The sequence below is a fragment of the Streptomyces sp. NPDC019890 genome, from assembly GCF_044903445.1.
Lineage (GTDB): Bacteria > Actinomycetota > Actinomycetes > Streptomycetales > Streptomycetaceae > Streptomyces.
The window spans coordinates 110,217-126,301 of record NZ_JBJDQK010000011.1 but is presented as its reverse complement, the minus strand read 5'-3'; the positions used below and the strand labels follow the sequence as shown (position 1 = coordinate 126,301).

Below are 16,085 nucleotides of genomic sequence, written 5' to 3'. Positions count from 1 at the left end.
GGGGCGTCATCGCACGCGCCGAGCACCGCTGGGGGGCAAGGGCATGCCGGACTGTGGTCCGGCATGCCCTTCCGGGGAGGAACAGACACATGAGGCGCAGCGTCCACACGGCTGCCTTGTCCACTACGAGCGCACTGTTGCTGGCCTTGGCCGCACCGGCCGCGGGAGCCGCCGCGGCTCCGGCACCACGCGTCGATCTGAAAGTCCTGCTGGTGGACGACGGGGGCCCGGCAACGGCCGCCATCGCCGCCGAACTCAAAGGCTCGGGAACGCCGTACACCCTGCTCGATCTCCATCAGGCCGGCCGCCCGGTGATCGACGCGGGCTTCCTCGCCGACACCGTGGACGGGCGCCCGCGCGCCAAGTACCAGGCCGTGGTGCTGCCCAACGACAACCCCTTCGGGGCCGGCTCCGCGGAAATGGCCGCGCTCGCCTCGTACGAGAAGAGCTTCGCGATCCCGCAGGTCGACGCGTACACCTACGCCCGCCCCGAGGTGGGCCTCAACTACCCGGTCCACGGCGGATACAGCGGCTCGCTGGACGGCGCGCGGGCGGAGGTGACGGCCGCCGGCAAGGCGGGGCCCTTCGGCTATCTCGACGGGCCGGTCCCCTTCGAGGACAACTCCCCCGACGTGGACGAGAGTTACGCGTATGTCGCGCAGCCCGCCGCGGGCGCCGACTTCACCAGCTTTGTGGAGGCGCCGCTGCCCGGCTCGCAGCAGCGCGGCTCCATCGTCGGCGAGTACCGCCACGACGGCCGCCGCGAGCTCGTCGTCACCTTCGTCTACAACCAGTATCAGCAGCAGTTCCGGCTGCTCGCCCGCGGCATCGTGAACTGGATGACCCAGGGCGTCCAGATCGGCGCCGCCCGCAACTACTTCTCGGTCCACATCGACGACGTCTTCGGCGCGGACGACCGCTGGGACACCGTGCTCAACTGCACACCGGGTGACGTGGACTGCCCGCCCGGCCAGGGCACGCCCGACCCGATCCGGATGACGGCAGCGGACGCGCAGTACGCCGCGCAGTGGTCCGCGTCGAAGGGCTTCACCTTCGACATGGTCTTCAACGGCGGTGGCAGCGAGCTGTTCAAGGAGGAGAACGGGGGCACCGACGCACTCGCCCAGCAGCTGACCGCGGACCGGAACCGCCACCGGTGGGTCAACCACACCTACAACCACCCCTTCCTCGGCTGTGTCCAGGACGTCAGCGTCGTCCCCTGGACCTGCGCCAAGAACATCGACGGCTCCACCAAGTACGTCAGCCGCGCCGAGATTTCCGCCCAGATCGGGGACAACCGCTCCTGGGGCCAGCGGGCCGGACTCCCGCTGCAGAACGACGAACTCGTCACCGGCGAGCACTCCGGGCTGCGCATCCTCCCCCAGCAGCCCGACGACAACCCGAACCTCGGGCCCGCGCTCTCCGACAACCACGTCGCCTGGCTCGGCTCGGACAATTCCCGCGAGCCCGTGCAGCGCCACGCTGGCCCGGCCCTCACGGTGCCCCGCTACCCGATGAACGTCTTCTACAACGCGGGCCGCACCTCCGAGCAGATCGACGAGTACAACTGGATCTACACCCGCAGATCCGACGGCGGCAGCGGTATCTGCGAGACCGCCGCCAACTCCACCTGCCTGCCGGAGCCGCTGGACACCGACACCGGGTACGCGACCTACGTGGTGCCGCTGGAGGCCCGCATCGGTCTCGGCCATGTGATGGCCAACGACCCGCGGCCGCACTTCATCCACCAGTCCAACCTGGCCGAGGACCGGATCGCCTATCCGGTGCTGAACCGCATCCTCGACGACTACACGGCGCTGTACGCGGACAGCACCCCACTGGTCAATCTGCGCCAGCGCGAGATCGGCGCCGAACTGCGCGACCGGGCCGCCTGGAACGCCGCGGTCGCCTCGGGCAAGGTGACCGCGTACCGCATCGGCGACACCGTGACCGTGCAGGCACCCAACGGGGTCCACGTGACCGCCACCATGCCGGCCGGCACCCGGCAGAACCAGTTCCTCGGCACCTCCCAGTTCGGCAGCCCCTACGCGGGTGCGGTCTCCGGGTGGACCGAGCCGGGGCTGCTGCAGAACCGGGTCACGCTCACCCTGCCCAACGCGACACTCACCGCGGCCCGCACGGTGAAGGCCGCGCCGGTCCAGGCATCCGCTCCGCGGCTGCCGCTGCCGACGGGCGTGCGCAAGCACGTCCCGTACGGCGTGACCGGCTGACGAAAATCGGCCACCGCGGTCCCGGGGCGCTGTCCCCGCCCCGGGACCGCGCGTTCGACGCGCCCCCGCTCGTCCGGCGGGTGAGGCGCTCTTCCTTCTCGCGCTCCGGGGGAGCAGTTCCACATGGCCGAGCCCAAAGGCGCGCCGCGATCCGGCGCGCCCCTGGTCACCCTCCTCACCGAAGGCACCTATCCGCACAGCCACGGCGGCGTGAGCGTGTGGTGCGACCAACTCGTGGGCGGAATGCCCGACTTCGACTTCCAGGTCATCGCGGTGACCGGCACCGGCCGGGAAGCCCTGGCCTGGGAGTTGCCGGCCCATGTCGCCGAGCCCGTCAGCGTCCCGATGTGGGGCCCGGACCCGGCCGGGGCCGCTCCGCGCGGACGCCGGATGCGGCAGCTGATGGCCAGCTACGAAAAGTTCCTGACGGCACTTGTCGACCCGGCGGCCGAGGAGTCGTTCTCTCCCGCGCTGTACGAACTGGCACGGGCGGCCCGCGAGGGCGTGCTCGCGCCCGCGCTGCGCACCGACCGGGCGGTGCACACACTGGTGGGCGTCTGGAACCGGCCGGGCCTGCCCGTGTACGCGGCCCGGCCGACCCTGCACGATGCGCTCACCGCCACCGATCTGCTGGAGCATGCGCTGCGGCCGCTCACGGCCGCGCCGCCCGAGCGTGGAGTCGCGCACGCGGTGAGCGGCGGAATCGCCGCACTGCCCGGTCTGGTCGCCAGCCGGCTGCACGGCGTACCGCTGCTGCTCACCGAGCACGGCGTGTATCTGCGCGAGCGTTACCTCGGCTACCGCACCGGGCCCTACCGCTGGCCGGTGAAGGCGCTGCTGCTGGGCTTCTTCCGACTGCTCGCCGAGGAGACGTACCGCGTGGCCGCCCTGGTCACTCCCGGCAATCGCTACAACCGGCTGTGGGAGGAGCGCGGCGGCGCGGACCCGGAGCTCATCCGCACGGTCTACAACGGCGTCGACCCGACGGCGTTCCCGCCCGCGGGTCCCGAACCGGGGACACCCACGCTCAGCTGGGCGGGCCGCGTCGACCCCATAAAGGACCTGGAGACGCTGATCCGTGCTTTCGCGCTCGTACGCAAGGAGATACCCGTGGCCCGACTGCGGCTCTTCGGCGGCACACCGCGCGGCGGCGAGGCCTACCGGGAGCGCTGCGAAGCGCTCGCCGCGGAGCTCGGGCACGGCGACGCCGTCGTCTTCGAGGGGCGGGTGGAGGACATACGTGACGCGTACGCGGCAGGGAACGTGGTGATGCTGTCCAGCATCAGTGAGGGGTTCCCGTTCACCCTGATAGAGGCGATGTCCTGCGGGCGGGCCACCGTCTCCACCGATGTCGGCGGGGTGCGCGAGGCCGTCGGCGACAGCGGTCTTGTGGTGCCGCCCCGGGAGCCGGAAGCGATGGCCCGGGCGGCGCTGGAGCTGCTGGGCGATCCGCAGCGGCGGGCCGCGATGGGCGCGGCGGCGCGGCTTCGGGTGATCGAGCAGTTCACGCTGCACCAGACCGTCGACACCTTCCGCTCGATCTACCTCGAACTCGCCCTGCGCGCACATGAGTCGGCGCCCGCAGCGTGGCCTGCGGGGGTGCTCGCATGAGCGGCCCGTTACGCCTCCTGTCGGGCGACGGCGACAGCCTTCCCGTCATACCCAGGCCGCGCACGCGGACCCGTGCGCGGCCGAGCTGGGCAGAGGACCCGATCGACGAGCTCGCCGAGCGTCTGGTGGAGCAGGTCGCGGTCGCCGTCCATCCGTACGAGGTGGCGGCGCTGCTGGAGTCGGACGGCCTGACAGGTGATCAGATCACCGCCCGCTACGGGCGTCCGGATCTGTTCACGCTCGCCGAGGATCTTCACGCCCGGGTGCCACGCCACTATCCGGAGCCGCCGCCCGCGCCCGACCCCTGGCGGCCCGACCATCTGCGCTGTGCACTGCGGGGTCTGGTCTTCGCCCTGCCGGGTCTCGCCTATGTGCTGGGCGCCGGGCTGTGGCACGGCACCGCGGACGTGTCCGGGCTGGTTGCCTCCGCTCTTGCGGCCTGGGCCTGGAACCAGGCGCTCAGCCACCGCGCCTATCTGCGGCTGGCGGCCGAGGGGAAGGCCGCCGCCGGGCGGACCCTGCGCATCGGCGCGCCGGCCGGTGCGCTCGGGGCCGCGGCAACCGGGCTTGCAGTGTCGGGGCCAGACATGGGCGCGGCGTTCGCGGCCGGGCAGTCCTGCTATCTCGGCGCGGCGAGCGTGCTGCTGGTCCTCGGCCGCGAACGGGCGCTGCTGCTCACCTTGTTGCCCGTCACCGCGGGGGCCGGGGCCGTGCAACTGTGGCAGCTCCCCGCAGCGCTCGCACCGGCGCTGCTGTCGGCGACGGTGATTCTCGCGGTCGTCGCCGCCGGGCATGCCGTACACGCCGCGGTGCGCTCCGCACCCGAGGCCGCGGGCACCACGCCCAAACCGCTCCGCTCCCTTCCGTACGGGCTGTTCGGCCTGGCCGCGGGCGTGCTGGCGGCGCTTGCCGGGGTCGACGAGCCGCGCTCCGTCGTCGTCCTCACGCTCAGCATGGGCTTCGCCGAGTGGCTGCTCTACCGCTACCGCTCGCTCGCCCTGGCAGCGCTGCGCGAGAGCACCAGCGGCCGCGGCTTCGTACTGCGTGCCGGGCGGGCTCTGGCGTACTGCCTGGGCGCGTATCTGGCGGTCCTCGCTCTCGGCTCGTTGATCGCCGGGGTCCGGCCCGCTCCCCTGCTGGGTCTTGGGGCCGTGCTCTGGACCGCGCTGCTCCTGCAGGCGTTCTCGCTGGCCTGGCTGCCGGCCGCCGTCACGCTCGCGGCCGCGGCCGCGGAGGCCGCGGCTTCACTGGCTTCTCTCCCGCTTGGACCGGCCCAACTGAGCTGTCGTACCGCGGCGGCAGCCGTGCTGGTCACCGCGGCCTGTCGGCTGCTCGGCCGGCCCACCGCTCACCGCTGATTCCACCGCACCGCTGAATCCACGCACCACTGAATCCACCGCACCACTGAACCCACCCACCTCACCACCGACCAACAGGAGCAACTGACATGACATCGAGCGGGCTTGTCGCCATCACCGGTGCCGAGGGGTTCATCGGATCGCATCTCACCGAGGCGCTCGTCGACGCCGGTTTCCGGGTCCGCGCCATGGCCCAGTACAACTCCTTCTCCTCCTACGGATGGCTGGAGACGCTCTCCGCCGAGACCCTCGACCAGGTGGAGATCGTTCTCGGAGACGTCCGCGACGCCGGCTCGGTGCATCAGCTCGTCGAGGGAGCCGAAGCCGTGTACCACCTGGCCGCCCTGATCGCGATCCCGTACTCCTACCAGGCCCCGCACAGCTATGTGGACACCAATGTCACCGGCACCCTCAATGTGCTCGAGGTGGTGCGCAAGCTGGGGATCCCGCGTCTGGTGCACACCTCGACCAGCGAGACGTACGGCACCGCGCAGACCGTGCCGATCAGCGAGGACCACCCCATCAACACCCAGTCCCCGTACGCCGCTTCAAAGGCGGGCGGCGACCGGTTGGCCGACAGCTACCACGCCAGCTTCGGCACACCGGTGGTCACGCTGCGCCCGTTCAACACCTTCGGGCCGCGCCAGTCGATGCGGGCCGTGATCCCGACCGTGATCGGGCAGGTCGCGGCGGGCGAGCGGGTCATCACCCTCGGGGACCTGCGCCCCACGCGCGACTTCCTCTACGTGAAGGACACCGCCCGCGCCTTCCTCGCCGTCGGCACCGCGCCCGCCGAGGCCGTTGTCGGTCGCACCTTCAACGCCGGCACCGGTGGCGAGATCTCGATCGGTGAACTGACCAGGCTCATCGGCAAGTTGATGGACACCGACGTCGAGGTGCGCGAGGACGAGGAGCGTATCCGGCCGGCCGGCTCCGAGGTGATGCGGCTCGTGGCCGACACCACCCGGCTGCGCGAGGCGACCGGCTGGAAGCCCGAGCACGACCTGGAGCAGGGACTCGTACGCACCATCGGGTTCTTCCGGGACCCGGTGAACCTGGCCCGCTACAAGACCGGCATCTACAACATCTGACCGCGTACGCCACCGACAGGGCGCCAGGCAGAGAGCGCCACTCGCAAAGACACTGACAGGGGAGTCTTCATGCACGCAGTGATCCTGGCCGGAGGCAAGGGCGTCCGGCTCCGCCCGTACACCACAGCACTGCCCAAGCCGCTGGTGCCGATCGGCGACCAGCACGCGATCCTGGAGATCGTGCTGCGCCAGCTGGCCACGGCCGGCTTCACCAGCGCGACCATCGCCATCGGCCACCTCGGGCACATCATCCGCGCCTACGTCGGCAACGGCTCGCAGTGGGGGCTGCGGGTCGGCTACTCCACCGAGGAGAGCCCGCTCGGCACGATGGGCCCGCTGCTCACCATGCTGGACCGGCTGCCCGAGAACTTCCTCGTCATGAACGGTGACATCCTCACCGACCTCGACTACGGAGACGTCGTCAGACAGCACAGCGCCTCCGGCGCGCCGCTCACCGTCGCCACGTACGCCCGCAAGGTCGCCATCGACTTCGGGGTGCTCACCACCGAGTCCGGGCGGGTCGTCGGTTTCGCCGAGAAGCCGAGCATGGACTACCGCGTGTCGATGGGCGTGTACGGACTCAGCCGGGACACGCTCGCCGGGTACACGCCCGGGCTGCCGCTCGGCTTCGACGAGCTGATGCTGGATCTGCTGCGGTCGCAGAACCGGCCGCACACCTACGAGTTCGACGGGTACTGGCTCGACATAGGCCGGCCCGACGACTACGACCGGGCGAACGCCGAGTTCACCACCCACCGCGGCCTTCTCCTCAAGGGAGCGTGAGGAGTTCCGTGCGCATCCTCCTCCTGGGCTCCACCGGATTCCTGGGCGGGCACACCGCCGAGCAGCTGCGCGCCCTGCCGGGCGTGCGGCTGCTCGTCGGCGGCCGGTCCGCGGACGCCGATGTGCCGCTCGATGTCACCGCCGGTCCCGGCGTCATCGCGGACGCGCTGCGCGCGGCCGCGCCATCCGTCGTCGTCAACTGCGCGGGCCTGGTGGCCGGCAGCGCGGTGCAGCTGACGGACGTCAACGCGCGCGGCCCCGCCGCGCTCTGCGAGGCGCTGCGGGATGCGGCGCCAGAGGCCCGGCTCGTCCATCTCGGCTCCGCCGCCGAGTACGGGCCGACCCCGCCCGGCGAACCCGTCACCGAGTCGGCCGCGACCAGGCCGCTCGGCCCGTACGGAGCCACCAAGCTCGCCGGCACGGTCGCCGTCACAGCCTCGGGGCTGGACGCCGTTGTGCTGCGGGTCTTCAACCCCGTGGGTCCGGGCGCACCGGCCGCGGGTCTGCCCGGCCGGCTCGCCGCGGAGCTGCGGCGGGCCGGTGACGCGGGCGAGGCCGTGCGCGTCGGCGATCTCTCGGCGCACCGTGACTTCGTCGACGCGCGCGATGTGGCGGACGCGGCCGTTCGGGCGGCGACCGCCGACCGCCCGCTGCCACCGGTGCTCAACATCGGCAGCGGCCGGGCCACTTCGGTGCGCGAACTGGCCCACGGACTTGTCCGGACGTCCGGCTTCCGCGGCCGCCTGGAGGAGACGGGCGCGGGCTCCGCGCGCTCGTCGGCGGTCTCCTGGCAGTGCGCGGACATCACGTCGGCGACGGATGCGCTCGGCTGGCGCCCGAAGCGGACGCTGGACGACTCGCTGTACGACCTGTGGGCGTCGTCGACCCCGACGGGGGCGAGCCGTTGACGGCATCCGAACCAGGGGCAAGCCCCCAGACCAGCCCCCTACGCCCTGCGGGCGTGGGGGGACCCCCAGTACGTCCCGCGGGCGTGTCCTCCATCGCCAGACGGGCTCGGTTTTCCACCGGACCGGCGGAAATCCAGCCCCGCCGGCGATTGAGGCGCAGGGTCTGGGGCGGAGCCCCAGCTCGGGAAGGCTCCGCATGACCCTCCTCGTCCCCATGTACGTCCACCCCACCGTCGACCCCGCCGCCTGGCACGCCCTCGTCGCTGCCGCCCCCCGCCTCTACGGCGTCGTGCTCAATATCGACGACGGCCCCGGAACCGCCCCCGACCCCGCGTTCGTCGCCGCCGCCGGCGCGTTGCGGGCGGCCGGCGTGCGGGTGCTCGGGTATGCGGACACCGATTACGGGCGACGGCCCGCCCGGGTGGTCGCAGCGGACTTCGAGCGGCATCGCGACTGGTACGGCGCGGACGGGTACTTCCTCGATCAGGTCGCCCCGGACGCGGCCGGGCTGCGTCACTACCGGCGGCTCACCAGGGCGGCCCGGGCCCGCGGTGGACGGACCGTCGTGCTCAATCCGGGCGCCCATCCCGCCCCGGGATACGCCGCGCTCGGCGATCTGCTGATCACCTTCGAGGGCGACTGGGACGCCTACTGCGCCGCCCCGGCCGCCCCACCGTGGACCAGGGACCACCCGCCGACCCGGTTCTGCCATCTGGTGCACGGCGTTCCCGCCCGCCTCTGCCGACTCGCGGCCCGTACCGCGGAACTGCGCGGCGCCGCGGTGCACTGCGCCGTACCCGGCCATGGCCCCAACCCCTGGTCGGCGTTGCCGCCCGCCCTTCGGAAGGCACCATGAAACGTCACCAGGCCGCCGGGCGACGGTGGCTCGGCCTGCTCGCCGTCACCATGGCGCTGGCGGCGCTCGCCGCCTGCTCAGCGCCGTCGCCGGACCCGTCCCCGCGCCCCCGGCGCTGGCAGCCGCGGCCGGGCACCGCCTGGCAGTGGCAGCTGGACGGACGGGTCGACGTCGGCGTCGACGTGCCCGTGTACGACATCGACGGCTTCGAGAACGACGCGGCCACCGTGCGCAGGCTCCACCGGGACGGCCGCAAGGTCATCTGCTATGTCAACGCGGGCGCCTGGGAGTCCTTCCGCCCCGACCACGGGGAGTTTCCCGCCTCCGTACGGGGCAGGGCCAACGGCTGGGAGGGAGAGCGCTGGCTGGACATCCGGCGGCTCGACATCCTGCGCCCGCTGATGGCCAAGCGCATGGACCTCTGCCGCGAGCGCGGCTTCGACGCGGTGGAGCCGGATCTGCTGGACGCCTATCTCAACAGGACCGGCTTCCCGCTGACCGCCGCCCACCAGCTCGCCTACAACCGCATGATCGCGGGCCTCGCGCATGACCGGGGCATGTCGGTGGGGCTCAAGAACGATCTGCCCCAAGTCCCCGAGCTGGTAAAGGACTTCGACTTCGCCGTGAACGAGGAGTGCGCGCAGTACGACGACTGCGCGCAGCTGACACCCTTTGTGAAGGCCGGTAAGGCGGTCTTCCATGTGGAGTACGCGCTGCCCGTCGACACGTTCTGTGAGCGCACCCGTCGGCTGGGGCTCAGCTCCATGCGCAAGAAGCTCAACCTGGGGGTGTGGCGGCAGAGCTGCTGAGCCCGAGCCCTGCTGAGCCGAGGCGGCGCTCAGGAGACGGTGCTCAAAAGGCGGGCTCAGGAGTCGGTGCTCAGGAGGCGGCGAGTACCGCCTGGACCGTCTTGCCGCCGCCCGGTCCGCCCCGCACGGTGAAGTGCTGGGAGAGCTCGCGCACCATCACGATGCCCCGCCCGCACTCGTCCGTCTCCAGTGGCGAACACAGCCGTGGTGGTATCGGACTGGCGTCCTCCACCTCGACGGTGACCAGCCCGGGATCGACGCACAGCCGCAGCCGGCAGCTGCCGTGGCCGTGCCGAGTGGCATTGGTGACCAGCTCGGACACGACCAGGGCCACGTCCTCCACCTGATCGCCCGACACCTTCTCGCCGCAGCCGCGGGTCAGGAAGGTCGTCGTCAGATGCCGCGCCCAGCGGGCGGATGTCTCCGCCTGCGGCAATAGGTACGTGGCGCATGCGGCGCGCCTGCGGGAGCGCCTCTGCGCACGCATCCCCATCACTCCCCGTTCCTGCATAGGCATTCATCGACGGCCGTATTCGGCCAGAAGCACCGAACGGGGCGGGCCGTCTGCGGTCGAAGAACAACGACAGGCCCCTCTCCCCTGATAGTGCCCTCCCCGCGTGATCGGCAATCAGCCGTTCGCCGCACTCTTTGTTCGGGCGGGCGACCTCACAGCACCGGCTGCCCCTTGCCCAGCGCAATGACCCCGTTCTTGGAGACGGTGTAGAGCTCCTGGTCACGCCCGGGATTGACGCCGATGGTCGCGCCCGGCGGGACGTCCACGTTCTTGTCGAGAATTGAGCCGCGCACCACCGCGCCACGTCCTATGCGCACGTTGTCGTGCAGGACCGAGCCCTGCACCACCGCGCCCTCGGCGACAATCACGCCCGGCGAGAGGACGGACCGGGTGACCTGGCCGCGGACGATGCAGCCGGGGCTGACGATCGACTCACTCGCGATGCCCGCGCCGATGCAGCGGGCCGGCGGCAGCTGCCCGGAGTGGGTGTAGAGGGGCCAGCTGCGATTGTCGAGGTCGAAGACGGGCCGGTCGGGGATCAGATCCATATGGGCTTCGTAGTACGTGTCGAGCGTGCCCACATCGCGCCAGTAGCCGTGTTCACGCGTGCTTTCGCCGGGCACATGGTTGTCATCGAAGTCGTAGAGCTGCGCCACACCCCTGTCGGTGAGCATCGGCAGGATCGAGCCGCCCATGTCATGCACCGACCGCTCGTCCTCCGCGTCCCGGTGCAGGGCGTCGATGAGGACCTTGGTAGTGAAGAGGTAGTTGCCCATGGAGGCGAAGACCCGGCCGGGATCGCCCGGCAGCCCGGGAGGGTCGGCGGGCTTCTCCAGGAACTGCTCCACCCGGGCGCCGTCGGAGGCCGGGGTGATGATCCCGAACGAGGACGCCTCGGATCGCGGCACCTTGATCCCGGCCACCGTGACGCCCGCGCCGCTGTCGATGTGCCGCTTCAGCATCTGCCGGGGATCCATCCGGTAGACATGGTCCGCGCCGAACACCGCGATGTAGTCGGGCTGTTCGTCGTGGACGAGGTTGAGGGACTGCAGGATCGCGTCGGCACTGCCGAGATACCAGCGGCGGCCGAGCCGCTGCTGGGCGGGGACGGGTGTGACGTAGTTGCCGAGGAGGCTCGACATCCGCCAGGTGGTGGTCACATGGCGGTCCAGGGAGTGCGACTTGTACTGCGTCAGCACACAGATCCGCAGAATGTCACCGTTGACCAGGCTGGAGAGCACGAAGTCGACGAGCCGGTACATGCCACCGAATGTCACCGCCGGTTTGGCCCGGTCGGCAGTGAGCGGCATCAGCCGCTTGCCCTCCCCGCCGGCCAGTACGATCCCGAGCACCGAAGGTCCACCGCGCATCGCCGCCCCTCTCTGCCTGCCCTGCCTGTCATCCCTGCTCGAGCAACTCCTCGTACACCTCGTACGTCCGGCGGGCCACCTGGTCCCAGCCGAACTCACGCACTGCCCGCTCGCGTCCGGCGGCGCCCATCCTGGCGGCCTCGGTGGCATCGTCGACGACCCGGTTCACCGACTCGGTGATGCCCTGCTCGAAGTCCTCCGGATGACGGGCGTCGTACGGCACGAGGAGTCCCGTGCGTCCGTCGTCCACGACCTCGGGGATGCCGCCGACCGCGGATGCGACGACGGCCGTGCCGCAGGCCATGGCCTCCAGATTGACGATGCCCAGCGGCTCGTAGACCGAGGGGCAGACGAACACCGCGGCGTGGCTGAGCAGTTGGACGACCTGGGGGCGCGGCAGCATCTCGGGTATCCAGTGCACTCCGTCCCGCACCCGGTCCAGCTCCTCGAAGAGCTCACGGAATTCGCGGCCTGTCTCCGGGGTGTCCGGGGCGCCCGCGCAGAGCACCAGCTGGATGTCCGGGTCGAAGGAGCGCGCCGCGCGCAGCAGATGCGGGACGCCCTTCTGGCGGGTGATGCGGCCGACGAAGAGGGCGAAGGGGCGGTACGGATCGATGCCGATCCGCTCCAGTGCGCCCGTGTCGTGGTCGGGGCGGTACAGGCTCGTGTCGATGCCGTTGTGGATGACACGCACCCGGGCGGGGTCGAGTGCCGGATAGCAGTCGAGGATGTCGGCGCGCATGCCGTGGGAGACCGCGATCACGGCATCCGCGGCCTCGATGGCCGTGCGCTCGGCCCAGCAGGAGAGGGCGTAGCCGCCGCCGAGCTGCTCGGCCTTCCAGGGGCGCAGCGGCTCCAGGGAGTGGGCGGTCATCACATGCGGAACGCCGTGGAGGAGCCCCGCGAGATGGCCGGCGAGATTGGCGTACCAGGTGTGGGAGTGAACCAGTTCGCGGCCCTGCAGTTCGGCGGCCATCGCCAGGTCCACGGAGAAGGTGCGCAGCGCGTCGTTGGCGTGCTCGAGTCCGGCCAGGGCCTGGTGGCGCAGTACGCCCTCGGCCGCGCCCTCGCCCCAGCAGTGGACCTCGAGATCGGTGAGAGCGCGTAACTCCCGGGCGAGGAACTCGACATGGACCCCGGCGCCGCCGTAGACGTCGGGCGGATACTCGCGCGTGAGCAGTCCCACCTTCACTGAGACTCCCCTCACCGGAACGGTCGGTTCAGCGCCGATGGCCTGGTGTCGGCCGGGGGTCCGGCCGCGGCGAAGCCGCTGTCCGGCGGGTGCCCCGGGACGACGACAGCACCTCATGATGGTCACTCAGATGAGGCGTGCGGGGAAGACCGCGGTCAGGATCACTCGACGGACCACTGCGGCAGGACCGCGGTCAGGATCACTCGGCCGACCGCGGCGGCGGACGGTCGAAGACGCAGTCGCCGCAGAGCCCGCCGCCCGGGCAGCGGTAGTAGAGACAGCAGCTGCGCCGCCGCATCGCCGGGCCCTGCACCGTGCCGGACAGATCGGGGTGTGCGAAGAGCTCGGCAGCGAGTGCCGTGGCCCGCCCCGCCACCTCCGGCCGGCCGGCGCGCCGGGCCCAGCCGTGCAGCTCGCGCACCGCTCCGGCCAGTGCGGAGCCCGCGTTGCCCCACAGCAGCTGCGGCGAGATCCGGGTGTCGCTCATCAGCGCATCCGCCAGCGGCACGAGATGGCCGTACTGCACCGTCTCGCGGATGGCGGCAGCGGTGGCGGGCAGCGGGCGGGAGCCGTCCAGGCACAGGTCGTCGGGCGCGCTTCGCGACGGGTCCCAGTGCAGCCGCGCCGGGTCGAGGTCGGGCAGCTGCCCGAGGAGCGCGGCGCTGCCGAGTGCGACCGACCAGAGCCGGGCGGTGAACCCCAGGTGCGCGATGGATGCGGCGACCCGTCGTTCCGGGGTACGCAGCCGGGCGGCGACCGTGTCGACACGGGCGGTGAGCGAGGCCGTGTTGCCCGCGTACAGCTGCGCCAGCGGAGTATGCCCGCGGTCCGGCGCCCCCGTCCGCAGGGCGAAGAAACCGCCCACGGACGCCACCTCGTCCAGGTCCACGCCCGCGCTCCCGTCCCCTGCCGTCGCCCGTGTCCGCACCAGGTCACCGTATCGATCAGGCGGGGCCCCTCACCCGACCCCGATCTGCTCGCCCGCCGTGAGGGGGACTTTTGACCTACGCTCGTACTACGTCGGCAGTACGTCCAAGTGCCTGCTCAAGGACGACGACGTAGACGCGGAAGAGGGAGATCGTGGACTCTATGAGTTCCCTCGCGCCGGCCGTGGTGCTGTCACTGGTCTCCGCGGTCGCATATGCGGCCGGGGCAATCATGCAAGAGCATGTCGCTGCCTCCACCTCGGCCCGCCCCTATGCCCCGCTGCATCACGCCGCGTGGTGGGTCGCCGTCGCGCTCAACGGCCTCGGCGCGGTGCTCCATGTGCTGGCTCTCGCGTACGGGCCGCTGAGCCTGGTCCAGCCGCTCGGCGCGCTGACCATCGTCTTCGCCCTGCCCATGGCCGCGCTGTTCGTACGGCGCCGGGCGGGCGCGGCCGCCTGGCGCGGCGCTCTCATGGCGACGGTCGGGCTCGCGGGGCTGCTCGCGCTGACCGGCACGGCCGCTTCCCACTCGCTGGACGGCGGACAGCGCGCGATGCTGGCAGGCGCGACCTTCGGCGGTGTGGCGCTGCTCTTCCTGGTCGCCCAGACCGTGCACCGGCCGATCATCCGCAGTGTGCTGCTGGCCGCGTCGGCGGGAGTGGCCTTCGGCATCGCCTCGGTGTTCACCAAGACCGTCGCGGTGGACTGGTCGTGGTCCGCGCCGGCGGCCCAGTGGCCGAGCCTGCTGGTGATCGCGGTGCTGGCATGCGGCGGTCTGCTGCTCTCGCAGGCCTCGTACCGCGGCGCGGGCCTGGCGGCCCCGCTGGCCACCGTTACGGTCGTCAACCCGGTGGTGGCGGCCGCGGTCGGCATCACGATGTTCGGTGAGTCCTTCCGCTACGGGCTGACCGGCACCGTGTTCGCGCTGGGCTTCGGCGCCCTGGCGGCGGGCGGGCTGATCCTGCTGACGACGGAGCGGCTGGCCGCGGCGCGTGCGGCGGCACAGGCGCAGCTGCATGCCGAGGCACAGGCGCACATGCGCCCCTCGCAGCGGCCGGTGCATTCTGCGGAACCCGGGGAAGCCCGAGCGGGACACCCGGAATCGGAAGGGCGCCATGCCGACCCGCAGGCGCGTGTCTCAGAGCGAGACGCCACCCGACCTGAGGTAGGCGACGGGATCGATGTCGGTCCCGTATCCGGGGCCGGTGCGGACCTCGAAATGGAGATGCGGTCCCGAGCTGTTTCCGGTCGATCCTGAGCGGGCGATCCGCTGACCGCTGCTGACCTGCTGCCCGGCGCGCACGGTGAGCGCCGACAGATGTGCGTACTGGCTGTATTTGCCGTCCGCGTGGCGGATGACGACCTGATAGCCGTACGCACCGGCCCAGCCGGCCGAGACGACGCGGCCGGCGGCGACGGCCTTCACCGAAGTGCCGGTGGGGACCGGGAAGTCGACGCCGGTGTGGTAGCCGCTGGCCCAGGAGGAACCGGCCTTGCCGTAGGGGGTGCCGGTGCTCGCCTCGACGGGGGCGCTGAGTCCGGTCCTGTGCGAGGGCTTGGTGGCGTGCACCTGCTTGGCGGGCTTCGTGGGCGTCTGCTGTTTCGGAGGCTGGTGCTTCGGGGCCTGGTGCCTCGGAGGCTCGTGCTTGGGAGGCTGGTGCCTCGGAGGCTGGTGCTTCGGAGGCTGGTGCTTCGGGATCTGGTGCTTCGGGATCTGGTGCTTCGGGGTCTGGTGCGGCTTCGGCTGGGTCGCGGGCCGTGGCTCGGCCTCCGGCTTCTGCCTGGCCGGGGCCTCGATGCGCAGGATCAGCCGCTGGCCCGGGTGGATCAGGTCCGGGTCGCTGCCGACGACCGCGCGGTTCTGCGCGTACAGCTGCTGCCAGCCGCCCCTGACCTGCTCGGAATCCGCGATCTTGGAGAGTGAGTCACCGCGGGCCACGGTGTAGCCCTCGCGGTGCGTCGGCACGGTGGTCGGCGTCGCCTTGCGGGGTGTGGGCTTCGGCTTGCTCTCCGGCGCTGATCGCCGGGCGGGCGCGATCTCGGGAGCGTCCCCGCCGCGGGTGAGCCCCGCGCGGGCCGAGCACAGTGGCCAGGCCCTCGGCCCCTGCCCCTTGAGGACCTTCTCGGCGATGGCTATCTGCTGGTCCCTGCTGGCCAGATCGGCACGGGGGGCGTACTGCCTGCCGCCGTACGCCTCCCAGGTGGACTGGCTGAACTGAAGCCCGCCGTAGTAGCCGTTGCCGGTGTTGATCTTCCAGTTGTTGGTCGACTCGCAGGCGGCGACCTTCTCCCAGACGTCCACGGAGGCCGCATGCGTCGTGCCCGCGCCGATGAGCGGCAGGGCCATGCCCGCGCCGCCCGCGGTGACCGTCAGAGATGCCCGGTTGATACGGCTCGGCTGGTAACGGCGGTGCCGCCCGGTTGCGCCCATGGTGA

Annotated in this window: 14 protein-coding genes; 9 read left to right on the top strand and 5 right to left on the bottom strand. The window is 71.5% G+C overall.

Translation table 11 applies throughout. The annotated features are described in order from the left end of the window. The first annotated feature begins 89 nt into the window (after nucleotides 1–89). The 8 genes from ACI2LP_RS27085 (at nucleotide 90) to ACI2LP_RS27050 (ending at nucleotide 9,647) form a co-directional block, all read left to right on the top strand. Entirely contained in the window at nucleotides 90–2,231 is a 2,142-nt protein-coding gene (locus ACI2LP_RS27085; RefSeq protein ID WP_404727123.1) for a hypothetical protein, read from the top strand. A 123-nt stretch (nucleotides 2,232–2,354) separates the two neighbouring features. Further along, on the top strand, nucleotides 2,355–3,842 hold the full coding sequence (gene pelF, locus ACI2LP_RS27080; RefSeq protein ID WP_404727122.1) for a GT4 family glycosyltransferase PelF: 1,488 nt from the start codon (nucleotides 2,355–2,357) through the stop codon (nucleotides 3,840–3,842). Then, complete coding sequence (locus ACI2LP_RS27075) at nucleotides 3,839–5,200, top strand: hypothetical protein (RefSeq protein WP_404727121.1); 1,362 nt, start codon at nucleotides 3,839–3,841, stop codon at nucleotides 5,198–5,200. Before pelF ends, ACI2LP_RS27075 begins: the two co-directional genes overlap by 4 nt. A gap of 89 nt (nucleotides 5,201–5,289) precedes the next feature. Beyond that, entirely contained in the window at nucleotides 5,290–6,291 is a 1,002-nt protein-coding gene (locus ACI2LP_RS27070) for an SDR family NAD(P)-dependent oxidoreductase (protein ID WP_404727120.1), read from the top strand. A 69-nt stretch (nucleotides 6,292–6,360) separates the two neighbouring features. Then, nucleotides 6,361–7,074 carry an NDP-sugar synthase gene (locus ACI2LP_RS27065; RefSeq protein WP_404727119.1) on the top strand — a complete coding sequence of 238 codons (714 nt, stop codon included), beginning with the start codon at nucleotides 6,361–6,363 and terminating at the stop codon, nucleotides 7,072–7,074. 8 nt (nucleotides 7,075–7,082) lie between these two features. Then, on the top strand, nucleotides 7,083–7,982 hold the full coding sequence (locus ACI2LP_RS27060; RefSeq protein WP_404727118.1) for an NAD-dependent epimerase/dehydratase family protein: 900 nt from the start codon (nucleotides 7,083–7,085) through the stop codon (nucleotides 7,980–7,982). A gap of 196 nt (nucleotides 7,983–8,178) precedes the next feature. After that, the gene (locus ACI2LP_RS27055) at nucleotides 8,179–8,838 is read left to right on the top strand and encodes a spherulation-specific family 4 protein (RefSeq protein ID WP_404727117.1); all 660 of its coding nucleotides are present in this window, start codon (nucleotides 8,179–8,181) and stop codon (nucleotides 8,836–8,838) included. A 50-nt stretch (nucleotides 8,839–8,888) separates the two neighbouring features. Continuing rightward, nucleotides 8,889–9,647 (top strand): endo alpha-1,4 polygalactosaminidase, encoded by a 759-nt coding sequence (locus ACI2LP_RS27050; protein ID WP_404727251.1) that lies wholly within the window; start codon nucleotides 8,889–8,891, stop codon nucleotides 9,645–9,647. Nucleotides 9,648–9,717: 70 nt separating this feature from the next. On the opposite strand, the gene ACI2LP_RS27045 is transcribed toward ACI2LP_RS27050, so the two are convergent. The 4 genes from ACI2LP_RS27045 to ACI2LP_RS27030 form a co-directional block, all read right to left on the bottom strand. Next, nucleotides 9,718–10,134 (bottom strand): ATP-binding protein, encoded by a 417-nt coding sequence (locus tag ACI2LP_RS27045; protein WP_404727116.1) that lies wholly within the window; start codon nucleotides 10,132–10,134, stop codon nucleotides 9,718–9,720. A gap of 179 nt (nucleotides 10,135–10,313) precedes the next feature. Beyond that, entirely contained in the window at nucleotides 10,314–11,531 is a 1,218-nt protein-coding gene (locus ACI2LP_RS27040) for a glucose-1-phosphate adenylyltransferase (RefSeq protein WP_404727115.1), read from the bottom strand. A gap of 28 nt (nucleotides 11,532–11,559) precedes the next feature. After that, nucleotides 11,560–12,723: a glycogen synthase gene (gene glgA, locus ACI2LP_RS27035; RefSeq protein ID WP_404727114.1), complete on the bottom strand. Its 1,164-nt coding sequence runs from the start codon at nucleotides 12,721–12,723 to the stop codon at nucleotides 11,560–11,562. A 199-nt stretch (nucleotides 12,724–12,922) separates the two neighbouring features. Continuing rightward, complete coding sequence (locus ACI2LP_RS27030) at nucleotides 12,923–13,612, bottom strand: (2Fe-2S)-binding protein (protein ID WP_404727250.1); 690 nt, start codon at nucleotides 13,610–13,612, stop codon at nucleotides 12,923–12,925. Nucleotides 13,613–13,812: 200 nt separating this feature from the next. Between ACI2LP_RS27030 and ACI2LP_RS27025 the strand changes: the two genes are divergently transcribed. Then, a complete protein-coding gene (locus ACI2LP_RS27025) occupies nucleotides 13,813–14,907 on the top strand; it encodes a DMT family transporter (protein WP_404727113.1) in 1,095 nt (364 codons plus the stop codon). On the opposite strand, the gene ACI2LP_RS27020 is transcribed toward ACI2LP_RS27025, so the two are convergent. Further along, the gene (locus ACI2LP_RS27020; RefSeq protein WP_404727112.1) at nucleotides 14,788–16,080 is read right to left on the bottom strand and encodes a transglycosylase family protein; all 1,293 of its coding nucleotides are present in this window, start codon (nucleotides 16,078–16,080) and stop codon (nucleotides 14,788–14,790) included. The genes ACI2LP_RS27025 and ACI2LP_RS27020 overlap by 120 nt on opposite strands. Nucleotides 16,081–16,085: the final 5 nt, after the last annotated feature.

Coding starts and splice junctions, on each gene's coding strand:
- ACI2LP_RS27065 (WP_404727119.1), top strand. CDS start 6,361: ATGCACGCAGTGATCCTGGCCGGAGGCAAGGGCGTCCGGCTCCGCCCG.
- ACI2LP_RS27040 (WP_404727115.1), bottom strand. CDS start 11,531: ATGCGCGGTGGACCTTCGGTGCTCGGGATCGTACTGGCCGGCGGGGAG.
- pelF (WP_404727122.1), top strand. CDS start 2,355: ATGGCCGAGCCCAAAGGCGCGCCGCGATCCGGCGCGCCCCTGGTCACC.
- ACI2LP_RS27085 (WP_404727123.1), top strand. CDS start 90: ATGAGGCGCAGCGTCCACACGGCTGCCTTGTCCACTACGAGCGCACTG.
- ACI2LP_RS27055 (WP_404727117.1), top strand. CDS start 8,179: ATGACCCTCCTCGTCCCCATGTACGTCCACCCCACCGTCGACCCCGCC.
- ACI2LP_RS27050 (WP_404727251.1), top strand. CDS start 8,889: ATGGCGCTGGCGGCGCTCGCCGCCTGCTCAGCGCCGTCGCCGGACCCG.
- ACI2LP_RS27025 (WP_404727113.1), top strand. CDS start 13,813: ATGAGTTCCCTCGCGCCGGCCGTGGTGCTGTCACTGGTCTCCGCGGTC.
- ACI2LP_RS27045 (WP_404727116.1), bottom strand. CDS start 10,134: ATGCGTGCGCAGAGGCGCTCCCGCAGGCGCGCCGCATGCGCCACGTAC.
- ACI2LP_RS27070 (WP_404727120.1), top strand. CDS start 5,290: ATGACATCGAGCGGGCTTGTCGCCATCACCGGTGCCGAGGGGTTCATC.
- ACI2LP_RS27020 (WP_404727112.1), bottom strand. CDS start 16,080: ATGGGCGCAACCGGGCGGCACCGCCGTTACCAGCCGAGCCGTATCAAC.
- ACI2LP_RS27075 (WP_404727121.1), top strand. CDS start 3,839: ATGAGCGGCCCGTTACGCCTCCTGTCGGGCGACGGCGACAGCCTTCCC.